The sequence below is a fragment of the Alkaliphilus peptidifermentans DSM 18978 genome (genome assembly GCF_900101495.1).
Classification (GTDB): Bacteria; Bacillota; Clostridia; order Peptostreptococcales; family Natronincolaceae; genus Alkaliphilus_C; species Alkaliphilus_C peptidifermentans.
Genome location: NZ_FMUS01000004.1, coordinates 65,987 through 85,537, shown reverse-complemented (window position 1 = coordinate 85,537; position 19,551 = coordinate 65,987). Strand labels below are relative to the sequence as shown.

General features: G+C 33.7%; 23 protein-coding genes. All 23 read left to right on the top strand.

What is annotated here, in order from left to right; genetic code table 11:
• The 23 genes from BLP68_RS04295 (at position 1) to BLP68_RS04185 (ending at position 19,544) form a co-directional block, all read left to right on the top strand.
• Positions 1–897, top strand: coding sequence for a MinD/ParA family protein (locus BLP68_RS04295; RefSeq protein ID WP_091540440.1), 897 nt, complete (start codon positions 1–3; stop codon positions 895–897).
• Between the two features lie 11 nt (positions 898–908).
• A complete protein-coding gene (locus tag BLP68_RS04290) occupies positions 909–1,556 on the top strand; it encodes a flagellar brake protein (protein ID WP_176758864.1) in 648 nt (215 codons plus the stop codon).
• On the top strand, positions 1,557–2,630 hold the full coding sequence (locus BLP68_RS04285) for a protein-glutamate methylesterase/protein-glutamine glutaminase (RefSeq protein ID WP_091540436.1): 1,074 nt from the start codon (positions 1,557–1,559) through the stop codon (positions 2,628–2,630).
• Position 2,631: 1 nt separating this feature from the next.
• A complete protein-coding gene (locus tag BLP68_RS04280; protein ID WP_091540434.1) occupies positions 2,632–4,656 on the top strand; it encodes a chemotaxis protein CheA in 2,025 nt (674 codons plus the stop codon).
• Positions 4,657–4,662: 6 nt separating this feature from the next.
• Positions 4,663–5,112 carry a chemotaxis protein CheW gene (locus BLP68_RS04275; RefSeq protein ID WP_091540432.1) on the top strand — a complete coding sequence of 150 codons (450 nt, stop codon included), beginning with the start codon at positions 4,663–4,665 and terminating at the stop codon, positions 5,110–5,112.
• A 16-nt stretch (positions 5,113–5,128) separates the two neighbouring features.
• A complete protein-coding gene (locus tag BLP68_RS04270; RefSeq protein ID WP_091540430.1) occupies positions 5,129–5,746 on the top strand; it encodes a chemotaxis protein CheC in 618 nt (205 codons plus the stop codon).
• Positions 5,747–6,235: a chemotaxis protein CheD gene (locus BLP68_RS04265; protein ID WP_091540428.1), complete on the top strand. Its 489-nt coding sequence runs from the start codon at positions 5,747–5,749 to the stop codon at positions 6,233–6,235.
• A gap of 26 nt (positions 6,236–6,261) precedes the next feature.
• A complete protein-coding gene (locus BLP68_RS04260; RefSeq protein WP_091540426.1) occupies positions 6,262–6,984 on the top strand; it encodes a FliA/WhiG family RNA polymerase sigma factor in 723 nt (240 codons plus the stop codon).
• Positions 6,985–7,028: 44 nt separating this feature from the next.
• Positions 7,029–8,888 (top strand): FapA family protein, encoded by a 1,860-nt coding sequence (locus BLP68_RS04255; protein WP_091540423.1) that lies wholly within the window; start codon positions 7,029–7,031, stop codon positions 8,886–8,888.
• 11 nt (positions 8,889–8,899) lie between these two features.
• Positions 8,900–9,223 (top strand): hypothetical protein, encoded by a 324-nt coding sequence (locus BLP68_RS04250; protein ID WP_091540420.1) that lies wholly within the window; start codon positions 8,900–8,902, stop codon positions 9,221–9,223.
• Between the two features lie 10 nt (positions 9,224–9,233).
• A complete protein-coding gene (locus BLP68_RS04245) occupies positions 9,234–9,683 on the top strand; it encodes a TraB/GumN family protein (protein WP_091540419.1) in 450 nt (149 codons plus the stop codon).
• A gap of 11 nt (positions 9,684–9,694) precedes the next feature.
• Positions 9,695–10,192, top strand: coding sequence for a hypothetical protein (locus BLP68_RS04240; RefSeq protein WP_091540416.1), 498 nt, complete (start codon positions 9,695–9,697; stop codon positions 10,190–10,192).
• A 177-nt stretch (positions 10,193–10,369) separates the two neighbouring features.
• Entirely contained in the window at positions 10,370–11,068 is a 699-nt protein-coding gene (gene rpsB / locus BLP68_RS04235; RefSeq protein WP_091540413.1) for a 30S ribosomal protein S2, read from the top strand.
• Positions 11,069–11,147: 79 nt separating this feature from the next.
• A complete protein-coding gene (gene tsf, locus BLP68_RS04230) occupies positions 11,148–11,795 on the top strand; it encodes a translation elongation factor Ts (RefSeq protein WP_091540411.1) in 648 nt (215 codons plus the stop codon).
• Positions 11,796–12,161: 366 nt separating this feature from the next.
• Positions 12,162–12,872, top strand: coding sequence for a UMP kinase (gene pyrH, locus BLP68_RS04225; protein WP_091540409.1), 711 nt, complete (start codon positions 12,162–12,164; stop codon positions 12,870–12,872).
• An 85-nt stretch (positions 12,873–12,957) separates the two neighbouring features.
• A complete protein-coding gene (gene frr / locus BLP68_RS04220) occupies positions 12,958–13,515 on the top strand; it encodes a ribosome recycling factor (RefSeq protein WP_091540406.1) in 558 nt (185 codons plus the stop codon).
• A 3-nt stretch (positions 13,516–13,518) separates the two neighbouring features.
• Positions 13,519–13,707: a hypothetical protein gene (locus BLP68_RS04215; protein WP_091540404.1), complete on the top strand. Its 189-nt coding sequence runs from the start codon at positions 13,519–13,521 to the stop codon at positions 13,705–13,707.
• Between the two features lie 24 nt (positions 13,708–13,731).
• The gene (locus BLP68_RS04210) at positions 13,732–14,502 is read left to right on the top strand and encodes an isoprenyl transferase (RefSeq protein ID WP_091540401.1); all 771 of its coding nucleotides are present in this window, start codon (positions 13,732–13,734) and stop codon (positions 14,500–14,502) included.
• Between the two features lie 11 nt (positions 14,503–14,513).
• Positions 14,514–15,296: a phosphatidate cytidylyltransferase gene (locus BLP68_RS04205; RefSeq protein WP_091540399.1), complete on the top strand. Its 783-nt coding sequence runs from the start codon at positions 14,514–14,516 to the stop codon at positions 15,294–15,296.
• 115 nt (positions 15,297–15,411) lie between these two features.
• Positions 15,412–16,557 (top strand): 1-deoxy-D-xylulose-5-phosphate reductoisomerase, encoded by a 1,146-nt coding sequence (locus BLP68_RS04200; RefSeq protein WP_091540396.1) that lies wholly within the window; start codon positions 15,412–15,414, stop codon positions 16,555–16,557.
• A gap of 17 nt (positions 16,558–16,574) precedes the next feature.
• Positions 16,575–17,576 (top strand): RIP metalloprotease RseP, encoded by a 1,002-nt coding sequence (gene rseP, locus BLP68_RS04195; protein WP_091540394.1) that lies wholly within the window; start codon positions 16,575–16,577, stop codon positions 17,574–17,576.
• A gap of 276 nt (positions 17,577–17,852) precedes the next feature.
• Positions 17,853–18,899 carry a flavodoxin-dependent (E)-4-hydroxy-3-methylbut-2-enyl-diphosphate synthase gene (ispG, locus tag BLP68_RS04190; protein ID WP_091540391.1) on the top strand — a complete coding sequence of 349 codons (1,047 nt, stop codon included), beginning with the start codon at positions 17,853–17,855 and terminating at the stop codon, positions 18,897–18,899.
• Positions 18,900–18,917: 18 nt separating this feature from the next.
• Entirely contained in the window at positions 18,918–19,544 is a 627-nt protein-coding gene (locus BLP68_RS04185) for a glycosyltransferase family 2 protein (protein ID WP_207647868.1), read from the top strand.
• The last annotated feature ends 7 nt before the right edge of the window (positions 19,545–19,551 follow it).

Here is a 19,551-nt window from a genome sequence, read left to right as displayed (position 1 = left end):
ATGAAGGATCAAGCTGCGAGATTAAGAGAACTGATTTATCAAAACAAAAGCAAACCTATAATTGAAAAAGAGGCTGAAAAACAGGCTGAAAAACAGGCTCGAATAATATGCATAACAAGTGGAAAGGGTGGAGTAGGGAAAACCAATTTTACCCTTAACTTAGCCATAGCCCTTAGTATGCAGAATAAAAAAGTTGTTATCTTTGATGCTGATTTAGGACTAGCCAATATAGATGTTGTTTTAGGAGCAGTACCTAAATATACATTAGCTGATGTCGTTAATGGTAAAAAAGAGTTGATGGATGTAATGATTCCGGGGCCTAATGGTATAAAAATAATATCAGGTGGTTCAGGAATTACTGCCCTTATAGATTTAACTCAGGAGAAACTTCAATATTTAATTGAAAAATTTCAAGGAATTAACGATTATGCAGATATTATCTTAATTGATACAGGTGCAGGCCTTTCAACAAGTGTTTTATCCTTTGCATTGGCAGCTGAAGAAGTAGTTGTAGTTTGCACACCTGAGCCTACAGCAATAACCGATGCTTATGCCATGATTAAAACAATAGGAAAAAGAGAAGAAGGCAAAAAACTAAAACTACTAATAAACAGAGTAGAAAGTGTTAATGAAGGAAAGGTTGCATTTGAAAAGCTAAAAAATGCATGCGAAAAATTTTTAAATGTACAAATTGAAAAATTAGGGTTTCTTGCTGATGACATCGTTGTATCTAGAGCTGTAAAAATGCAAAAACCTTTTATACTACAGTATCCTAATAGCTTGGTTAGTAAGAATGTTGAAGTAATTGCACTTAAACTAATTAATGAGTATGTTAAGGAAGAAGTTTCATTTACCACTAAAGGTTTCTTTCATAAGGTAATAAGTCTTTTTAGATAGGGGTGATGGATTTGAATTTAATTACAGAATTGAAGGTAGGAGAAAAAATCGAAGTTGAACTAACTAATTTTAAAAATAGGAATAAGCATTTTATAGTAAGTCAAATCCTTGATATTAAAGATAAAAAAATTTATATAAGTAATCCTATTAGAAAAGGAACACCATATCCCCTTTTAGAGGGTCAACAAATAAAGATTATTTTTTATCGAGAAGAAAAAGGAATATTCAGTTTTGTTGCCGAAATTAAACATAAGAAACAAAGTAGAATTTTAATATATGCCGTCGAACCTATCACAGAACCTGTAAAAACTCAAAGAAGATTTTTCTTCAGGCTGGATGTTATTTTAAAGGTGGTTATACGTAATCTAGATGAAGATAAGAAGGTTGAGTGTATTGCAAAGGACCTTAGTGGTGGGGGTATGAAGGTAATTAGTAAAGCAGGTTACACTGAAGGGGTTTTACTTGAATGTGATATTTATCTTAAGGATGGAGAATATGTTACTACAGTTGGTGATGTAATTCGGTCTATTAAAAATCCAATTACTAATGAATATGAGCTGGGTATAAAATTTCAAGATATTAGCGAAAGTGTTAGGAATAATATAATATCATTTATTTTTGAAAAACAGAGAATACTTAGAAAAAAAGGATTGATTTAGATGACCCATAGTAAAGACCTAATAAAAGTCCTTATAGTTGATGATTCAGCCTTTATGAGAAAAATATTGACAGACATAATAAATAGTGATCCTAACCTAATGGTTGTTGGCTTTGCAAGAAATGGAAATGAGGCAATAGAAAAGAGGAAGAGCTTACAACCAGACATTATAACAATGGATGTAGAAATGCCCATCATGAATGGAATTGAGGCTTTAAAATTCATTATGAAGAATAATCCATTGCCAGTAGTGATGTTGAGTAGCTTAACTGCTGATGGAGCGGAAGCCACAATGACTGCTTTAGATTTGGGAGCAGTAGATTTTATTCAAAAACCATCCAGTGTCTTTCATATTAATGCCGAGGAGATGAAGTGGGAATTAACAGATAAAATAAAAGCAGCAGCAAAAGCAAAGATTCTGAAGAAGTTCACAGATGAAGGTATTATTAGTGAATCCATCATTTACAAAATAGGTACAAGACGTAAGTCTTCATCAAAAAATAGGATTATTACAATAGGAACTTCAACAGGTGGACCTAAAGCATTACAGGCTGTTATTCCGTTATTACCTGCAGATATACCTGCGTCAATACTAATAGTTCAGCATATGCCACCAGGATTTACTCGCTCCCTAGCTGAAAGATTAGATACCATTTCTCAAATAACAGTTAAAGAAGCTGAAAACGGCGAAAAAATTCTACCAGGAGTAGCCTATGTAGCACCTGGAGACCAGCATTTAGAGATTGAAAAGAGAGTAAATGAGTGTTATATACGATTAAGTAATAGTGATCCTGTATCTGGTCATAGACCGTCGGTTGATGTAATGTTTAACTCAGTTGCTGAATTACAGCAGGAAAAGGTATTGGCAGTTATTATGACTGGAATGGGCTCTGACGGCGCAATGGGCTTAAAGGAACTAAAGGATAGGAAGAATGCTCCTGTAATTGCTCAAGACGAAGAAAGCTGCGTTGTGTATGGTATGCCAAAGAGCGCAGTTAAAATAGGTGTTGTTGATGAAATTGTACCGTTGAATAAAATTGCAAATGCAATATTAAATAGGTTGGAGGTGCTATAATATGGATATGAATCAGTATTTGGATATTTTTATTGAAGAGTCAAAGGAACACCTGCAAAGCATGAATCAAATATTATTACAAATGGAAAATGATACTGAAGAAATCAGCAAGTTAAATGAAATTTTCAGAATTGCCCATACTTTAAAGGGCATGTCCAGCACAATGGGTTATAATAATCTTGCTCAATTGACCCATGAAATGGAAAGCGCCCTTCATTTGGTAAGAAGTGGGGAGTTGAAGATGAGTTCAGGAATAATAGACCTGCTCTTCCTATGTTTTGACGAATTGGATAAATACATAACAGAAATTGAAGGTAGTGGAACAGAAGGCGAAAATACATCGCAGGAAATAGTTAAGAAGCTAGAAGACTTAAGATTAAATGGAATTAATGAAAGAACCGTTGAAACTAAATATAGTATAGAGAATAATAAGTTAGGTATAGAACTAAATGAATATGTACATAGCGTAATAAAAAAGGCTTTACAGCAAGAGTTGAATGCCTATTTTGTGAAAATAACCTTAGATAGCAAGTGTATGCTGAAATCTGCTAGGGCATATATAATAATTAATAGTCTTGAAAAGCTTACTGAAATCGTTCACTCTAACCCTAGTATAGAGGATATTGAGGATGAAAGATTTGATTTAAGCTTTGAGCTTATTGTTATTACCAAATCAGATAATAAAATATTAGAGAGAGAGCTTAAAAGCATATCAGAAATAGAAAACATTGAAATTACAAGTCTTGAAGAAAACTATTCAATTAAAAATGTAGAAAATAATGATATAAGTATAAATGACAGTCTTGAGGATGATGGCGTTACTGAAAATGTAATAGCCAGCAAAAGCGATGAGGGTAAATCTAAGAAGGCTAAAACAGGGAAAACTGTTAGAGTCGATATCGATAGACTGGACAACCTTATGAATCTAGTAAGTGAACTAATTATTATCAAAACAAGACTAGAGGATATAGATGACTCTGGAAATGGACAAAGCATGCATGAGGCAATTGAGTATCTTGAAAGAATAACAACTAGTCTACATGATGCAGTTATGAAGGTTAGAATGGTACCAATTGAAAGGGTATTCAATAGATTCCCAAGAATGGTCCGTGATTTAGCTAAGGATTTAGGAAAAGAAATTTCACTAATTATGTCAGGGGAAGAAACAGAGGTAGATCGTACAGTTATCGATGAAATTGGAGACCCCCTAATCCATCTAATAAGGAACTCAATAGATCATGGAGTTGAAGAACCAGAGGTAAGGTTAATGGCAGGAAAGCCTAAAAATGGTACTGTAAAGCTAATTGCCTATCCAGATGGTAACAGTGTTGTAATAGAGGTAGAAGATGACGGTAAAGGAATAGACATCGAGAAGGTTAAGGCCAAGGGCATTGAACGAGGATTAATCACCCTTCAACAAAGTCAAATTATGGATGATTCTGAGGCAATTAATTTACTATTCAATCCAGGATTTAGTACAGTCAATAAAATTACAGATATATCCGGGAGAGGTGTTGGTTTGGATGTAGTTAAGACCAAAATCGAATCCCTTGGGGGAGTCGTGGAGGTTGACAATAGAAAAGGTGAAGGAACTAAATTCATTATTAGATTACCATTAACCCTTGCAATCATTCAAGCTCTATTGATTAATGTTGGCCCAGAGAAGTATGCAATACCTCTTAATACTATTAAAGAAATAACTACTATATCAGCAGATACTATAAGGAAGGTACAAAACAATGAAGTAGTTTTATATAGGAATAACACCTTACCTATTCTACGACTATCAAATCTGCTTCAGGTTGATGCCAACCATCAGGATTCAGATGATTATATAGTTGTTATAGTTAAGAAGGGTGAAAAGACAGCAGGAATAATAGTAGATCACTTAATTGGTCAGCAAGAGATTGTTATAAAATCTCTTGGAAAATACTTATCAAATGTTAAAGCCATTGCAGGAGCAACAATATTAGGAAATGGATCTGTTGCTTTGATTGTTGATACTAATTCTTTTTTTAGGGGGTGAGATAGCATGAGTAATAATATAGAAAATAATAATCAATATGTAATTTTTAAATTAGAAAACGAAAATTATGGTATACCAATTTCTTATGTAGAAACCATAGAAAAGGTAACAGAAATAACAAGAGTGCCAAATGCACCCCACTATGTAAATGGCGTAATTAACCTTAGGGGTGATGTTGTACCAGTTGTTGACTTAGGAAAGAGGTTTAATTTCAATGAAAAGCCGATTACTAATGAGACAAGAATAATCATTCTATCTGTTGAAGAAATGATGCTGGGCCTCCTTGTTGACAGCTCATCAGAGGTTTTGACTATAGAAAATGAGACAATTGATAACACATCAAACTTTGTAAATACCTTTGAAGATGATTACATTAGTGGAATTGGTAAGGTAGAAGAGCGAATGATTATTATTGTAGATATACTTAAAATTTTAGGTATAGATTTATCAGAATAGGTAGGTGATACCAACCATGACATTTACTATTGAAGACTTAAATAATATTCATCTTGATGTATTACGTGAAATAGGAAATATCGGCTCTGGAAATGCTGCATCTGCCCTTGCTAAATTGATAAATAAACGTATAGATATGGATGTGCCTATTATTCAGATTCTAGCCTTTGAAGATGTAGCAGCTATTCTCGGTGGAGAAGAGATGGTGGTAGCAGGCATATACTTTGAAGTTGATGGAGATATATCAGGGAATATAATGTTTCTGCTAGATATTGCTTCATCAAAAATATTAACTAGTATTCTCATGGGTAGAGAGGATTTTTCAGGAGAATTGGATGAGATGGATCGCTCAGCTCTGCAGGAGGTAGGAAATATTTTGTCAGGTTCGTATATTTCTTCGCTGTCTGCACTAACTGGTTTAACCATGAAGTTATCGATTCCTTCACTATGTATTGATATGGCAGGTGCTATTCTAAGTGTTCCTGCAATCCAGTTTTCACAAACCAGTGATAAAGTAGTGCTTATCGAAACTATATTGAAGGAAGGCAGTAATCACGTTAAGGGTAATTTTTTCTTAATTCCTGATAGTGACTCCTTCGATAAACTATTGCAGAGTTTAGGAGTGTATGGCTAAATGCAAAAAGTTATTAAAGTTGGAATGGCAGATTTACAAGTAGTAGAAGAACCAGATATTTTAACAACCCTTGGTTTAGGATCCTGTGTTGGAATAGCATTATATGATAGGCATAAAAAAATAGCTGGCTTAGCCCATATTATGCTTCCTTCAAGCACTCAAATCAAAAACAATTCAAACCTAGCGAAATTTGCTGATACAGCCATTGAAGTATTGATTAAAGACATGTTAAAAAGAGGCGCATCAATGGGAAGACTTACAGCAAAAATAGCTGGAGGAGCCCAAATGTTTTCATTTGGCAATAATGGTGGCGATTTAATGAAAATTGGTTATAGAAATACCATTGCTACAAAAGAAATACTAGAGAAGTATAGAATATCAATTTTAGCAGAAGATACAGGTGGAAACCATGGTAGAACAATAGAGTTTTACTCTGAAACAGGAGATTTACTAGTAAAAACAATAGGATATGGTGTTAAGACAATTTAGTTGAATCACCAGCCAGGAGGTTAACAATGGATAACTTCAGCCTATGGCAAAAATATAAAAAAAATAATGATATAAATGCTAAACATTGCCTAGTAGAGGAGTACGTCGAACTAGTGAAAATTGTTGCTGGTCGTCTTTCTACAACATATGGAAACACTGTTGAGTACGAAGACTTAGTTAGCTATGGTATTTTTGGTCTATTAGATGCGATTGAAAAGTTTGAGTTAGAAAAAAATGTTAAGTTCGAGACCTATGCACAAATAAGAATACGTGGCGCAATTGTTGATCACCTAAGAAACTTGGATTGGATTCCAAGGTCTATAAGACAAAAAGTTAAAGCTGTTGAAGCAGCATATAGAAAGCTTGAAAATTCCCTAGGAAGAAGTGCTACTGATAGAGAAGTATCCATAGAGTTGGGAATGACTATTAAAGAATTTCACTCAATCCTTCAGCAAATTAGCAACTTAAACATTGTTTCTCTAGAAGAGCAGCTATCAGAAGGTAACTTCAAAAGTATATCTGATGAGGTAGAAAATTTACCGGAAAACATTGTGTGTGGAGATGAAATTAAAGAAATTTTAAAAGACACTATTGAGCAGCTACCAGAGAGAGAAAGACAAGTAATTTCATTGTATTATTACGATGAATTAACCTATAGGGAGATAGGTGTTGTTTTAAATATTTCAGAATCTCGAGTTTCACAGCTACATTCTAAGGCTATATCAAGGCTTAAAGGTAAATTAATATAGTAAGAACACAATGATTAATTTAGTTATGTAAGGGGGTTAAGGGAGTGGAAAATCAACATATTTTTATAGAAGGCACGGATTATAACGATGCATTGTCTAAGGGATTGATACAGCTAAGCTTAACTAAAGATGAAGTTGATATTGAAATTATCGAAGAAAAGAAGCAGTTTTTGTTTAAAAAAGGATTTGTAAAGCTTAAACTTACGCCTAAAAATCCAGATAACTTAATAAATGAAATGGCTTCCACAGTAGAGACTATTATAAATGATGATATTATAGCCTTACTTGATAAAAAGGTGATTGAAGATGACTCTGATGGTAATTCATCCTACCTTATTGAATATCGTGAAGATGGAGTTTATCTTAATGTTATTAATAAAAATGAGGCTAGTGAACAGCATCTTGTGGAGGACATTATAGCCTATGTTAAAGCTAAGAACATTAAAGACCATGATCTGCTTAAAATTACAATGGCAGTAAAGGAAAGAATAAATGTCCTAATAGCACCTCCACAGAATGAAGAATTAATAGACAGTACTGTAAAATATGAGATTAGCAAAGATCGAATGGAGGCCAGAATTGCTTTAACTAAGCCTTTAGGTGGAAAATTATTTACTATTGATACCTTAAAGCAGGAGTTAAGTGAATATGGCATAAATTACGGAATAAATGAAGAACAATTGGTTTACTTAATTGATAAGAAGCTAATGGAAATATTCGTACCTATTGCTAAAGGGAAAGAGGCAGTCAACGGAATTGATGGAAAAGTTATATATAAATTCGATATAAGTAAAGCATTCAAGCCAGTTATTCTAGAAGATGGTACAGTTGATCATAAGCATCTTAACCTTATAAAGAACGTGAATAAGGGAGATTTATTGGCGGAGATGATTCCTCCTACAGAGGGAGTATTAGGTTTTGATATTTTTGGAAAAGAGATTAAACCCAAAAAAGGAAAAGAAGCTCGATTTAAGCCTGGAAAAAATACTATTGAAGGTGAAGATGGCTTAAAACTTTATGCTTCAACAGATGGACAGGTTAGTATAGAGGACGGAAAAGTAACTGTCAGTGAAGTCTATAATATCATTGGAAATGTGGATAATTCAACAGGCAATATAGATTTTAATGGGTCTGTTGTAGTTAAAGGAAATGTTAAATCTGGATTTATAATTAAAGCTGAAGGAAATATAGAAGTTCATGGTGTTGTTGAAGGTGCAACCCTTATGGCAAAGGGAGATATATTACTAAATAGAGGAGTACAAGGAAATTATCAGTGTTACTTGGAAAGTAAAGGTAACCTTATAGCAAAATATATTGAAAATGCAAAAATAAAATGCTATGGCAATCTACAAGCAGATTGTATTTTACATAGCGAAATTGTAGCAAAAGGAAAGATATTATTGGTGGGTAAAAAATCCCTTGTGGTGGGGGGAGATATTAGAGCAGGTGAAGAGCTTAGGGCTAAAATTATTGGCTCCCATATGGGCACCTTTACTAAAATTGAGGTAGGTGCCGACCCAGAGGAAAGAGCTGCCCTTGAATCACTGAAAACAGAAATGGCCGAAATAGAAAAAAACATGTCTAATCTGAAAAAAACCATAGATTTATTAGCACGAATGGCAAAAACATCTCCCCTTCCAAAGGCAAAGGAAGAGATTTATGTTAAGTCAATTAAAACCTATGAGTTCTTAAAAAATAAATATGAAAAATTAACAGAAGATTATAATTTATTAGAGGCTAAAATTCAAAGCGCTACCCGGGGTAAGATACATGTTTCAGATAAGCTATACCCTGGAGTGAAGGTAGTAATTTTAAATGTAACAAGGCACTTTAATGATGAGCTTTCAAATTGTACTTTATATAAAAAAGAAGGCGATGTAGTTATTGGTCCATATGAAAGATAGGGGGTACTACTATGTCAGTAAAACCTATAGATTTTCATCTCACTTATGCAAATACCATAAGGGAATCAAAGGATAAGCAAAATGATGTTCATCGACCGAAGGATACAAACCATTATATCGAGAACAAAATACAAGCTGAAGTTAAAAAAAATCTTCAAAGAACTACCAATACAGAGGAAACCAAGCATAAAGCAATTGCTAATAAAGAAAAAGATAAAAATTCTAGTAAGAAAAATGAAGATAATAAAAAAAGAAGAAAGAGCTCAAAGGAAGAAATTGAAAAGGAATGTAATAGGAACACTGGTATTGGAACAAAACTAGATATTATGATATAAGAGGTGCATTATGGATTACAATACAATCATTATAATAATAGGTGGTATTATAGTTTTGGCTGCTTTAATTACAATAATAAAGTCCAGTAGTAGAGATCAAACAGAGGTTACATATAATACTCCTATTATGGGACTTCATAAGATTCAAGACCATGAAACGCTTGATCAGGAAAGGATAATGCACGAAATAAGTAATATGCGTAGCGATATTCTACAGGTTAAGAATGATATTCTTAACCTCTTTGAGCTTTACAATAAAAATAATAAAACTAATACTTTGGGTAATATTGTGGTGGATGAAGAAGAGCCCTTTAATCAGACGTTGAATTATAACATGTTTATTCAACGAAATAATAACATTATTCAGCTGTATCAAGAGGGAGACACACCAGATGTGATAGCCAGAAAGCTTAATAAAAGTGTTCGTGAAGTTGAAATGGTAATCAAACTGGTGAAATGAGGTGGATACTCTTGAAAAGGTTTTGCATACTTAGTTTAATAATTGGAATTGGAATAGGAATGATAATAACGGCCTCCATTAATATTATTTTTCAAGGCAATCAGCATGAAACAGCTATCACTTTAAAAAATCAGCAGGATGAAAATGATATGGAAAAAGGCATTGGTCAGCTTAAAAGTGTGGAGCTTACTGAGAAACAGGATAATAAAATAATTGAAGATGAAGGTATTAATGAAGAAGATTTTGTTGAGAATAATAATATTGATGAGAAGGATCTAGAAAATGATGAAGGTTTTTATGAAGTATATATCACCAATGGAATGACGACACAACAGATTGCCAAGTCTCTTAATGAAGCAGGAGCTGTAGATGATATTAATGCTTTTATAGACTATTCTATAACGAAAAAGGTTACTACTAAGTTCCGAATAGGATATAAAAAAATTCCAGTTGGAAGCTCTTATGATGACATTATTAGCATATTAACAACTATTAGTAGAGATGAATAAAAGATGTTAAAATGCAATTATTTATGAAATTTTAAAAAAAATTGTTGCTTCATAAATAACTCTGTGTTAAAATACTAGAGGTGATTAAAACACACATCCTTTGATTTACTCGGTAGTGCCAATGGTTCTGAGTAGAAATGAAAAGGATGGAGGAAAAACTAAAGGAGGTGTCGATTAATGTCAGTAATTTCAATGAAACAACTTTTAGAAGCAGGTGTTCATTTTGGACATCAAACAAGAAGATGGAATCCTAAAATGGCAGAGTATATCTTTACAGAAAGAAATGGTATCTATATTATTGACCTACAAAAGACTGTGAAGAAGGTAGAAGAAGCCTACAGTATTATGAAGGAAATAGCTGCAGAAGGAAAAAACATTCTTTTTGTTGGTACTAAAAAACAAGCACAAGAGGCAATTGAAGAAGAGGCTAAAAGATGCGGTATGTACTTTGTAAATCAAAGATGGTTAGGTGGTATGCTAACCAATTACAAAACCATCAAAATTAGAATTAATCGTCTTCATGAGCTTGAGAAAATGGAAGAGGATGGTACTTTTGAAGTCCTACCAAAGAAGGAAGTTATTAAGCTTAGACATGAAATGGAAAGGCTTGAAAAATTCTTAGGTGGAATTAAGAATATGACAGAATTACCAGAGGCCCTTTTCGTTGTAGATCCAAGAAAAGAAAGAATAGCTATCAAGGAAGCCCATAAAATTGGTATACCTGTTATCTCAATTGTAGATACTAATTGTGATCCCGATGAAGTTGACTATGTCATCCCAGGAAATGATGATGCAATTCGAGCGGTCAAGCTACTTACTGCTACTATGGCTAATGCTGTGTTAGAAGGTAAACAAGGGGAGCAAACTGAAGAATAAAAGAAATACGAGGTAAGGGTTGAAAGGGGTTGTCCCTTGCTCCCTTACCTTTATTATATTGAATGAGGAGGCAAAATATATGAGTATAACTGCAGGAATGGTAAAGGAACTTAGAGAAAAAACCGGAGCAGGAATGATGGACTGTAAAAAGGCTTTAACAGATACAAATGGAAATATGGAAAAGGCTATGGAGGTTTTAAGGGAAAAAGGGTTAGCAGCAGTTGCTAAAAAAGCTGGAAGAATTGCAGCAGAGGGTTTAGTAGAGTCATACATACATGGTGGAAGAATTGGTGTTTTAGTTGAAGTTAACTCTGAGACTGACTTCGTAGCTAAAAATCAAGAATTTAAGGATTTTGTTAAGGATGTTGCTATGCAAATCGCAGCTTCAAATCCGTTATATGTAAGAAGAGAAGAAGTACCTACCGATAACATAGAAAAGGAAAAAGAAATATTAAGAAAGCAGGCGTTAAATGAAGGAAAGCCTGAAAAAATAGTAGATAAGATGGTTGAAGGACGTATTGAAAAATACTATAAGGAAGTCTGCTTACTAGAGCAACCTTTTGTTAAGAACCCTGATCTTTCAATTAGTGATTTATTAACTGAAAAAATAGCTAAAATTGGAGAGAACATTTCTATAAGAAGATTTGTAAGATTTGAAGTTGGAGAAGGATTAGAAAAGAAGGAAGAGAATTTTGCAGAAGAAGTTGCAAAGCAACTAGGACAATAATAAAGAGAACATTTTTGTGTTCCCGAGGTTGTTGAAAAAGTCAACAATAACCAGACTGTTTAAAATTCTGCAGATTCAAGGCGCAAGAAAACCCAGCGGCTGCAGCGTATACGTAATACGTAAGGGTGCTGGGTTTTTGCAGTAACGAAGAAGATGTAGGATTTTTAACAGTCTGAGGAGAACACTTTAGTGTTCTCCTTTATAATAAAAATAGCTTTAAATTTATATATAAATGGAATCGATTTAATTATTACGGGTGAAAATAAATAAATGTAAAATTTATTTGATATTTTATAAATTGATTATAAAGGAAAATAAAGGATTTTCATTTCAGGTGTAGAAATAAATAAAATGGAGGGTTTCAATATGACTAAGCCCATATATAAGAGAGTGTTACTCAAAATAAGTGGTGAAGCATTAGCTGGAAAGCAGGGTTTTGGATTAGACACTGATACTATTAATAACATTGCTAAAGAGATTAAAGACGTTAGAGCAATGGGGGTAGAGGTTGCTGTGGTAGTAGGTGGAGGAAATTTCTGGCGGGGTAGAAGTGGTGAAGGAATGGACCGTACAACAGCAGATTATATGGGAATGCTTGCAACTGTTATTAATGGATTGGCACTTCAGGATGCCTTAGAAAATCTAGATGTAATGACTAGGGTTCAAACTGCTATTGAAATGAGACAAATAGCAGAACCATATATTAGGAGAAGAGCAATAAGGCATTTAGAAAAGGGACGTGTTATAATATTTGCAGCAGGAACAGGAAATCCATATTTTTCAACTGATACTACAGCAGCATTAAGAGCAGCAGAAATTGAGGCGGAGGTTATATTGCTTGCTAAGAAAGTTGATGGAGTTTATGATTCCGACCCCAACACAAATCCAGAAGCTAAAAAATTCAACCAGTTAACTTACTTAGATGTTTTAAAGCTGGGGCTTAAGGTTATGGATTCAACTGCAACATCTCTTTGTATGGATAACAGAATTCCAATAAAGGTTTTTGGAATAGATGAACCTCAAAACATTACAAGGGTTGTTTTAGGAGACTCAATAGGAACCTACATAAATAGTTAAATGAGGAAATTGCATAATTCTCATTATTTGATTTTTGAATTATGCTTTTTACTAAATAGTATTTTATTATAAAGGAGGAGATTATATGTACTTAGAAACTCATAAAGAAATAGAAGGAAAAATGCAAAAAACAATTAATGTCATTAAGGATGAGCTAAACAGCATTCGTGCAGGTAGAGCAAACCCAGCTATGCTTGATAAAATATCACTTGACTACTATGGTAGCATAACTCCTTTAAAGCAGATAGCCACTGTAACTGCTCCAGAGCCAAGGATGATAATCATTCAGCCCTATGATAAATCTGCTATGCAAAGTATAGAGAAGGCTATCATGACATCTGATTTAGGTCTAAATCCATCAAATGATGGAAAAGTAATACGATTGAATATACCACAGTTAACAGAAGAACGAAGAAGAGATTTATTAAAAATAGTTAAACGAACTGCAGAAGATGGAAAGGTTGCAATTAGAAATGAAAGGCGCGAAGCAAATGAGGCCTTTAAAAAGCAACAAAAAGACGGAGAATTAACAGAGGATGATTTAAAAAAAGCACAGGAAGAGGTACAGAAAATTACTGATAATTATATTAAAAAAATAGATGAGTTAGTTGCTAAAAAAGAAGTGGAAATATTGGAGGTTTAATTATTGAAGATAATTCCTGATTTAACTGGTTTTATAGCTGAAGATGCCGTTACAAAGCTTGAAAATTTGGGAATAAAAGTCATAGTTTTAGAAAGCTATGGTAAGAATACCATTAAAACCAATCATAAACGGGTAATACGGCAAAAGATGAATTCCAAAAATGAAGTAGAGTTTGTTATATCATTTTTTTAAGCCCCCTTTATTGGGGGTTTAAAAATGATTGAGGTGAATAAATTGATAAATCTATTTAAGAAACCAGCTAAAAAAAGAAAAATCAATAAAATAGATGATACTCGTATTCCATCTCATATTGCTATTATTATGGATGGTAATGGAAGATGGGCTAAGGCAAGACAGCTACCAAGAACCTTTGGGCATAAAGCTGGTGTTGAAGCCTTAAGGGATGTTATAAAAACTGCTTCAAATATTGGAGTTAAGTATTTAACATTATATGCTTTTTCAACAGAAAACTGGAGCCGACCACAGGATGAAGTTTCTGCTTTAATGCAATTATTGGTTGATTACCTAAAAAAAGAAGTTGGAGAGCTCCACTCTAATAACGTTAGAATTAATACAATTGGTGATATAGAAGGCTTACCCAGAATTGCAAAAATCGAAGTGAAGAATGCAAAGGCATTAACCAAGAGTAATAGTGGCCTGTGTGTTAATATTGCCCTTAACTATGGTGGAAGAGATGAAATAATTAGAGGGATTAAAAAGCTTTATAAAGATGTAGAAGATGGGTTAAGCATAGAAAATTTGCAGGTTGAAGAATTTGCAGGTTATCTTGATACAACCAACATTCCAGACCCAGACTTATTGATTCGTACCAGTGGTGAATATCGATTTAGTAATTTTCTTCTTTGGCAAAGTGCTTATACTGAATTATGGTTTACTGAAACCTATTGGCCAGATTTTAGAGGAGAAGATCTTATAGGAGCTATAGTAGATTATCAAAATCGAACACGTCGATTTGGTGGTATATAAGGAGGGCTAAAATGTTAAAACGAGTTGTAAGTGGCATCGTTGGAATACCACTTTTAATTGGAATCATATTATATGGTGGACCTTTAATATATATATCAGTGATGGCTATATCATTAATAGGAATATACGAGTTCTATTTAGCTGTAGAAAACAAAGGCATTAATCCAGTACGTTGGATAGGTTATGTGCTAACTATAGCTATACTAAGCCAATTTTACTTTGATATTAATATTAGTCAATTTACCCTTTTTTCTCTTGTGATTGCAATTATTCTAATTAGTATCATACTTTTACTAAAGCCCCAATATAATATTTTAGATGCATCAGCCACTCTATATGGTATTTTCTATGTAAGCATCCTTTTAGGACATATCATTTTAATAAGCAATCATGAAAATTCTATAGCAATATGGTTAGTTTTCATTACTGCATGGGGAACAGATACATTTGCATATTTTACTGGTGTTTTTTTCGGTAAAAAGAAGCTATGTCCCAGTATTAGTCCAAAAAAAACAGTAGTTGGCGCTATAGGCGGTATATCGGGCAGTATGTTAATTAGTGGATTGTTTGCCTATTTCTTTTTAAATAATAACGTATTTTTGGTTATGATGATAGGATTTATTGGGAGCATTCTTTCCCAGACCGGCGACTTAACAGCCTCAGTTATAAAAAGATATGTTGGAATTAAGGATTTTGGCGCTTTGATACCTGGTCATGGAGGAGTTTTAGATCGGTTTGATAGTATTCTTTTTACAGCCCCAGTAATCTATTATTTCATATTGTACATATTATAAATATAGGAAAGATAAATAGCTTTTTCTCAATTAATTATAAATAAGCATGGCTAATAGCAATGCTTATTATGCTTTAGTAATGGATGGACTTTACTAGCTTGGAGGAGGAAGAATTATGAAAAAGAAGATTGTAATTTTGGGCTCCACTGGCTCTATTGGTAAACAGGCACTTGATGTTGTGTCTAATCTATCAGATTCATTTGAGGTAGTTGGATTAGCTGTAATGAGAAATATAGCAGAGCTTCAGGAGCAGATTAATATATATAAACCTAAAGTAGTTGTAGTATATGATAAGGTTAAAGCAGACATACTTAAAAGTCGCATACCATCCAATATTAGAGTATTGTCTGGCATGGAGGGCTTAATTGAGATTGCTACTATGGAAGAATGTGAAATAGTAGTGAACTCTGTAGTTGGAAGCATTGGACTATTACCTACTTTAAGCGCAATTAGATGTGGCAAGACAATAGCCCTTGCCAATAAGGAAACCTTAGTTGTTGGTGGAAGTCTTATAATGGAGGAGGCAAGAAAGAATAATGTCAAAATACTCCCAGTAGATAGCGAACATTCAGCTATATTCCAATGTTTACAGGGAGAAAGCAGCAAAAATATATCAAAAATTATTTTAACAGCTTCTGGTGGACCCTTTCGTGAATGGGATAAAGAATCATTAATAAACGCAAAATTTCATGAGGCTCTTAAGCATCCCAACTGGGATATGGGTAGAAAAATTTCAATTGATTCATCAACTTTAATGAATAAAGGACTAGAGGTAATAGAAGCTAAGTGGTTATTTGATGTAGATCTGGATAAAATAGAAGTAATAATACACCCACAGAGTATAATTCATTCAATGGTTGAATTTGTGGATGGTTCAATAATTGCACAGCTTGGAGCGCCAGATATGAGATTACCAATTCAATATTCGTTAGCATATCCAGAAAGAATAACTGGGGATAATACTAAACTAAATCTTAAGGAGCTTTCTAGACTCGATTTCATGCAACCTGATACGGAAAAGTTTCCATGCTTACAATTGGCATATGAAGCCCTACGTATAGGCGGAACAATGCCATGTGTTATTAATGGAGCCAATGAAGTGCTGGTTGAGAAATACCTTGCTGAAGAAATAAAATTTTATGATATTCCAAAATATATTGAAAAAGCTATGAAGGCTCATAAGAGCTTTCAATATAATACAATAGAAGAAGTGTTAGAGGTTGATAAATGGGTAAGAGAATGGTTAAAGACAGAAATTTGATAGGTAGGTGTTAGATAATGCAGACAGCTATTGCTGCAATAGCAGTATTTGGTTTACTTGTGGCATTTCACGAGCTTGGGCATTTTTGTGTTGCAAAGGCAGCTGGAATAAAAGTTCATGAATTTGCAATTGGGATGGGACCAAAGCTTATAAATTATACTAGAAATGAAACTACTTACTCTTTAAGAGTACTTCCAATAGGAGGTTACGTAAGAATGGAGGGTGAGGATGAAGCATCTAATGACGCAAGAAGCTTTAATAATAAGCCTATTCCAGTGCGTATGGCAGTATTATTTGCAGGTTCTTTTATGAATTTTGTCTTGGGAATCCTTCTTTTCACTATACTATTCTATTCGGTTGGAGCTCCAACAACAACCATCAATGGAATTATAGAGAATACACCAGCTGAGATGGCTGGGTTACTACCAGGCGATCAGGTTCGTTATATAGATGGTAAAGAAATTAATAACTGGCAAGAGTTAGTTGATGCTATTAATGATTCTCAAGGAGATACAATAAAGGTTGATGTAATGAGAAATGGTCAAATGATAGAAAAAAACATAACTCCTTTTCTAGATGAAGAAACAGGTCAGATTATGATAGGTATTGCCCCACGCTTTGAAAAATCATTCATAAAGGCATTTACAAATAGCTTTAGAAATGTTGCTATGATTATGAGGGAAATATTAGGTTATTTAAGAGGGTTATTAATGCGACAGGCAACTCCTGCAGAGGTCGTTGGGCCAGTGGGAATTATTAGTTTAGTTGGTGAGGCAGCAAGAGCAGGTTGGTTAAATGTGGTATTTTTAGCTGCATTAATAAGTGTGAATTTAGGAATTATGAACCTATTGCCTATACCAGCCCTAGATGGAAGTAGAATCATCTTTTTATTTGTTGAATTACTTCGAGGAAAGCCGGTGGATCCTGAAAAAGAAGGAATGATTCACATGATAGGCTTTGCTATCCTAATAACACTAATGATATTTGTAACCTATCAAGATTATATGAGACTGTTCTGATAGAACATATTGAATGTACAGTGTTAAATGTTGAATGTTAAATGTTGAATGTTGAATGAAAGAGAAATAAGGTATTAAGAGAAATATACAATGTAGGGTAGGTTTCCATGCATGCCTAAAAATGATTAATCGCAAAATGAAATCAATATAGTTAATTTCATCATAAATTTATCATTTGCATTCAACGTCTATGATTTGCATTTATAATTGTATTAAAAATCCACTAACTAGTTGACATAAATATATTATGTTGACTAATTCATAAAGGGTGATAAAATGCGAAAAAAAACCAGAGTAATAAAATGTGGCAATGTCTTTGTTGGTGGCCACCATCCAATATCCGTACAATCTATGACGACTACAGATCCTAAAAATGTAGAAGACACAGTTAATGAAATTCTTCAACTGGAAAAGGCAGGTTGCGATATAGTAAGAGTTGCAGTACCCAATTTGGATAGTGCCTATCATTTAAATAAAATAAAGAGTCAAACAAATATTCCAATTGTAGCGGATATTCATTTTGACTATAGAATTGCATTAGAGGCAATATATAATGGTATTGATGGATTAAGACTTAACCCTGGGAATATTGGGGAAGAGAAGAGAATTCAAGAAGTAGTTAAAGCAGCCAGCATGAATAAGATTCCTATTCGTATTGGTGTCAATGGAGGTTCTTTAGAAAAACATCTGTTGGATAAATACGGTCATCCTACTGCTGAAGCAATGGTAGAAAGTGCCCTCAATCATGTAGCTATTCTAGAAAAGTTTGATTTTTATGACACTGTAATTTCTTTAAAGGCTAGTGATGTACATATGACTATAAAGGCATATGAATTAATATCTGAAAAGACCGATTATCCACTTCACCTTGGTATTACAGAGGCTGGTACAGTTTGGTCAGGAACAATAAAATCAGCAATTGGTATAGGTGCTTTATTACTAAAGGGGATTGGTGATACAATAAGAGTCTCTTTAACTGGGGATCCTGTGGAGGAGATCAAAGTAGGTAGACAAATATTAAAGTCTTTAGGAATTATTCAAAATGAAGTAACAATTATTTCCTGTCCAACCTGTGGCAGATGCCAAATTGACTTAATTAAGCTGGCAAACCAAGTTGAAGATAAGGTTGGAAAGCTTAAAAAGCCAATTAAGATAGCCATTATGGGTTGTGCAGTTAATGGACCTGGAGAGGCTAGAGAGGCGGATATTGGAATAGCGGGAGGAATAGATTCAGCCCTTCTATTCAAAAAAGGTGAAATAATAAGCAAAATCAAAGAAAATGAAGTGATAGAAGTTTTATTACAGGAAATAGAAAAAATGTAACGGATGAGGTGTAAAAGATTGAAAGTTTCTGTAGTTGTTCCAGCCTATAATGAAGAACAGCGTATTGAAGGAGTACTATACCCTATATATAATAACCCAATAATAGATGAAATCATTGTAGTTGACGATGGTTCAACAGATAAAACCTCACAGGTTGTAAGGAAATACTCTGTAAAATTAATTACATTACCCCAAAATAATGGGAAGGCGTCTGCTGTTAAAAAAGGATTATCTTTGTGTAAGGGCGAAATTATAGTACTATTAGATGCAGATTTAATTGGTTTAACAGCTAATCATATTGTAGAATTAGTTATGCCTATTTCTTTTGCAGAGGCTGAAATGACAATTGGGGTATTTAAGGGTGGACGAGTTATTACAGATATGGCCCAAAAAATAGCTCCTAACCTTTCTGGTCAAAGGGCATTTAACAGAAGCTTGATCAATGACATTTTAAATATGGACACCTCTGGTTATAGTATGGAGGTTGCACTCACTAAGCTTATTAGAGAAAAGAACATTTCTACAAAAAAAATCATTTTGAGTAATATAAGTCATGTAACAAAAGAAGAAAAACTAGGTTTAATAAAGGGAACCCATTGGCGTTTTCTAATGTATAAGGACATTGTAAAGTACTGGTTAAGCTAGAATAGGT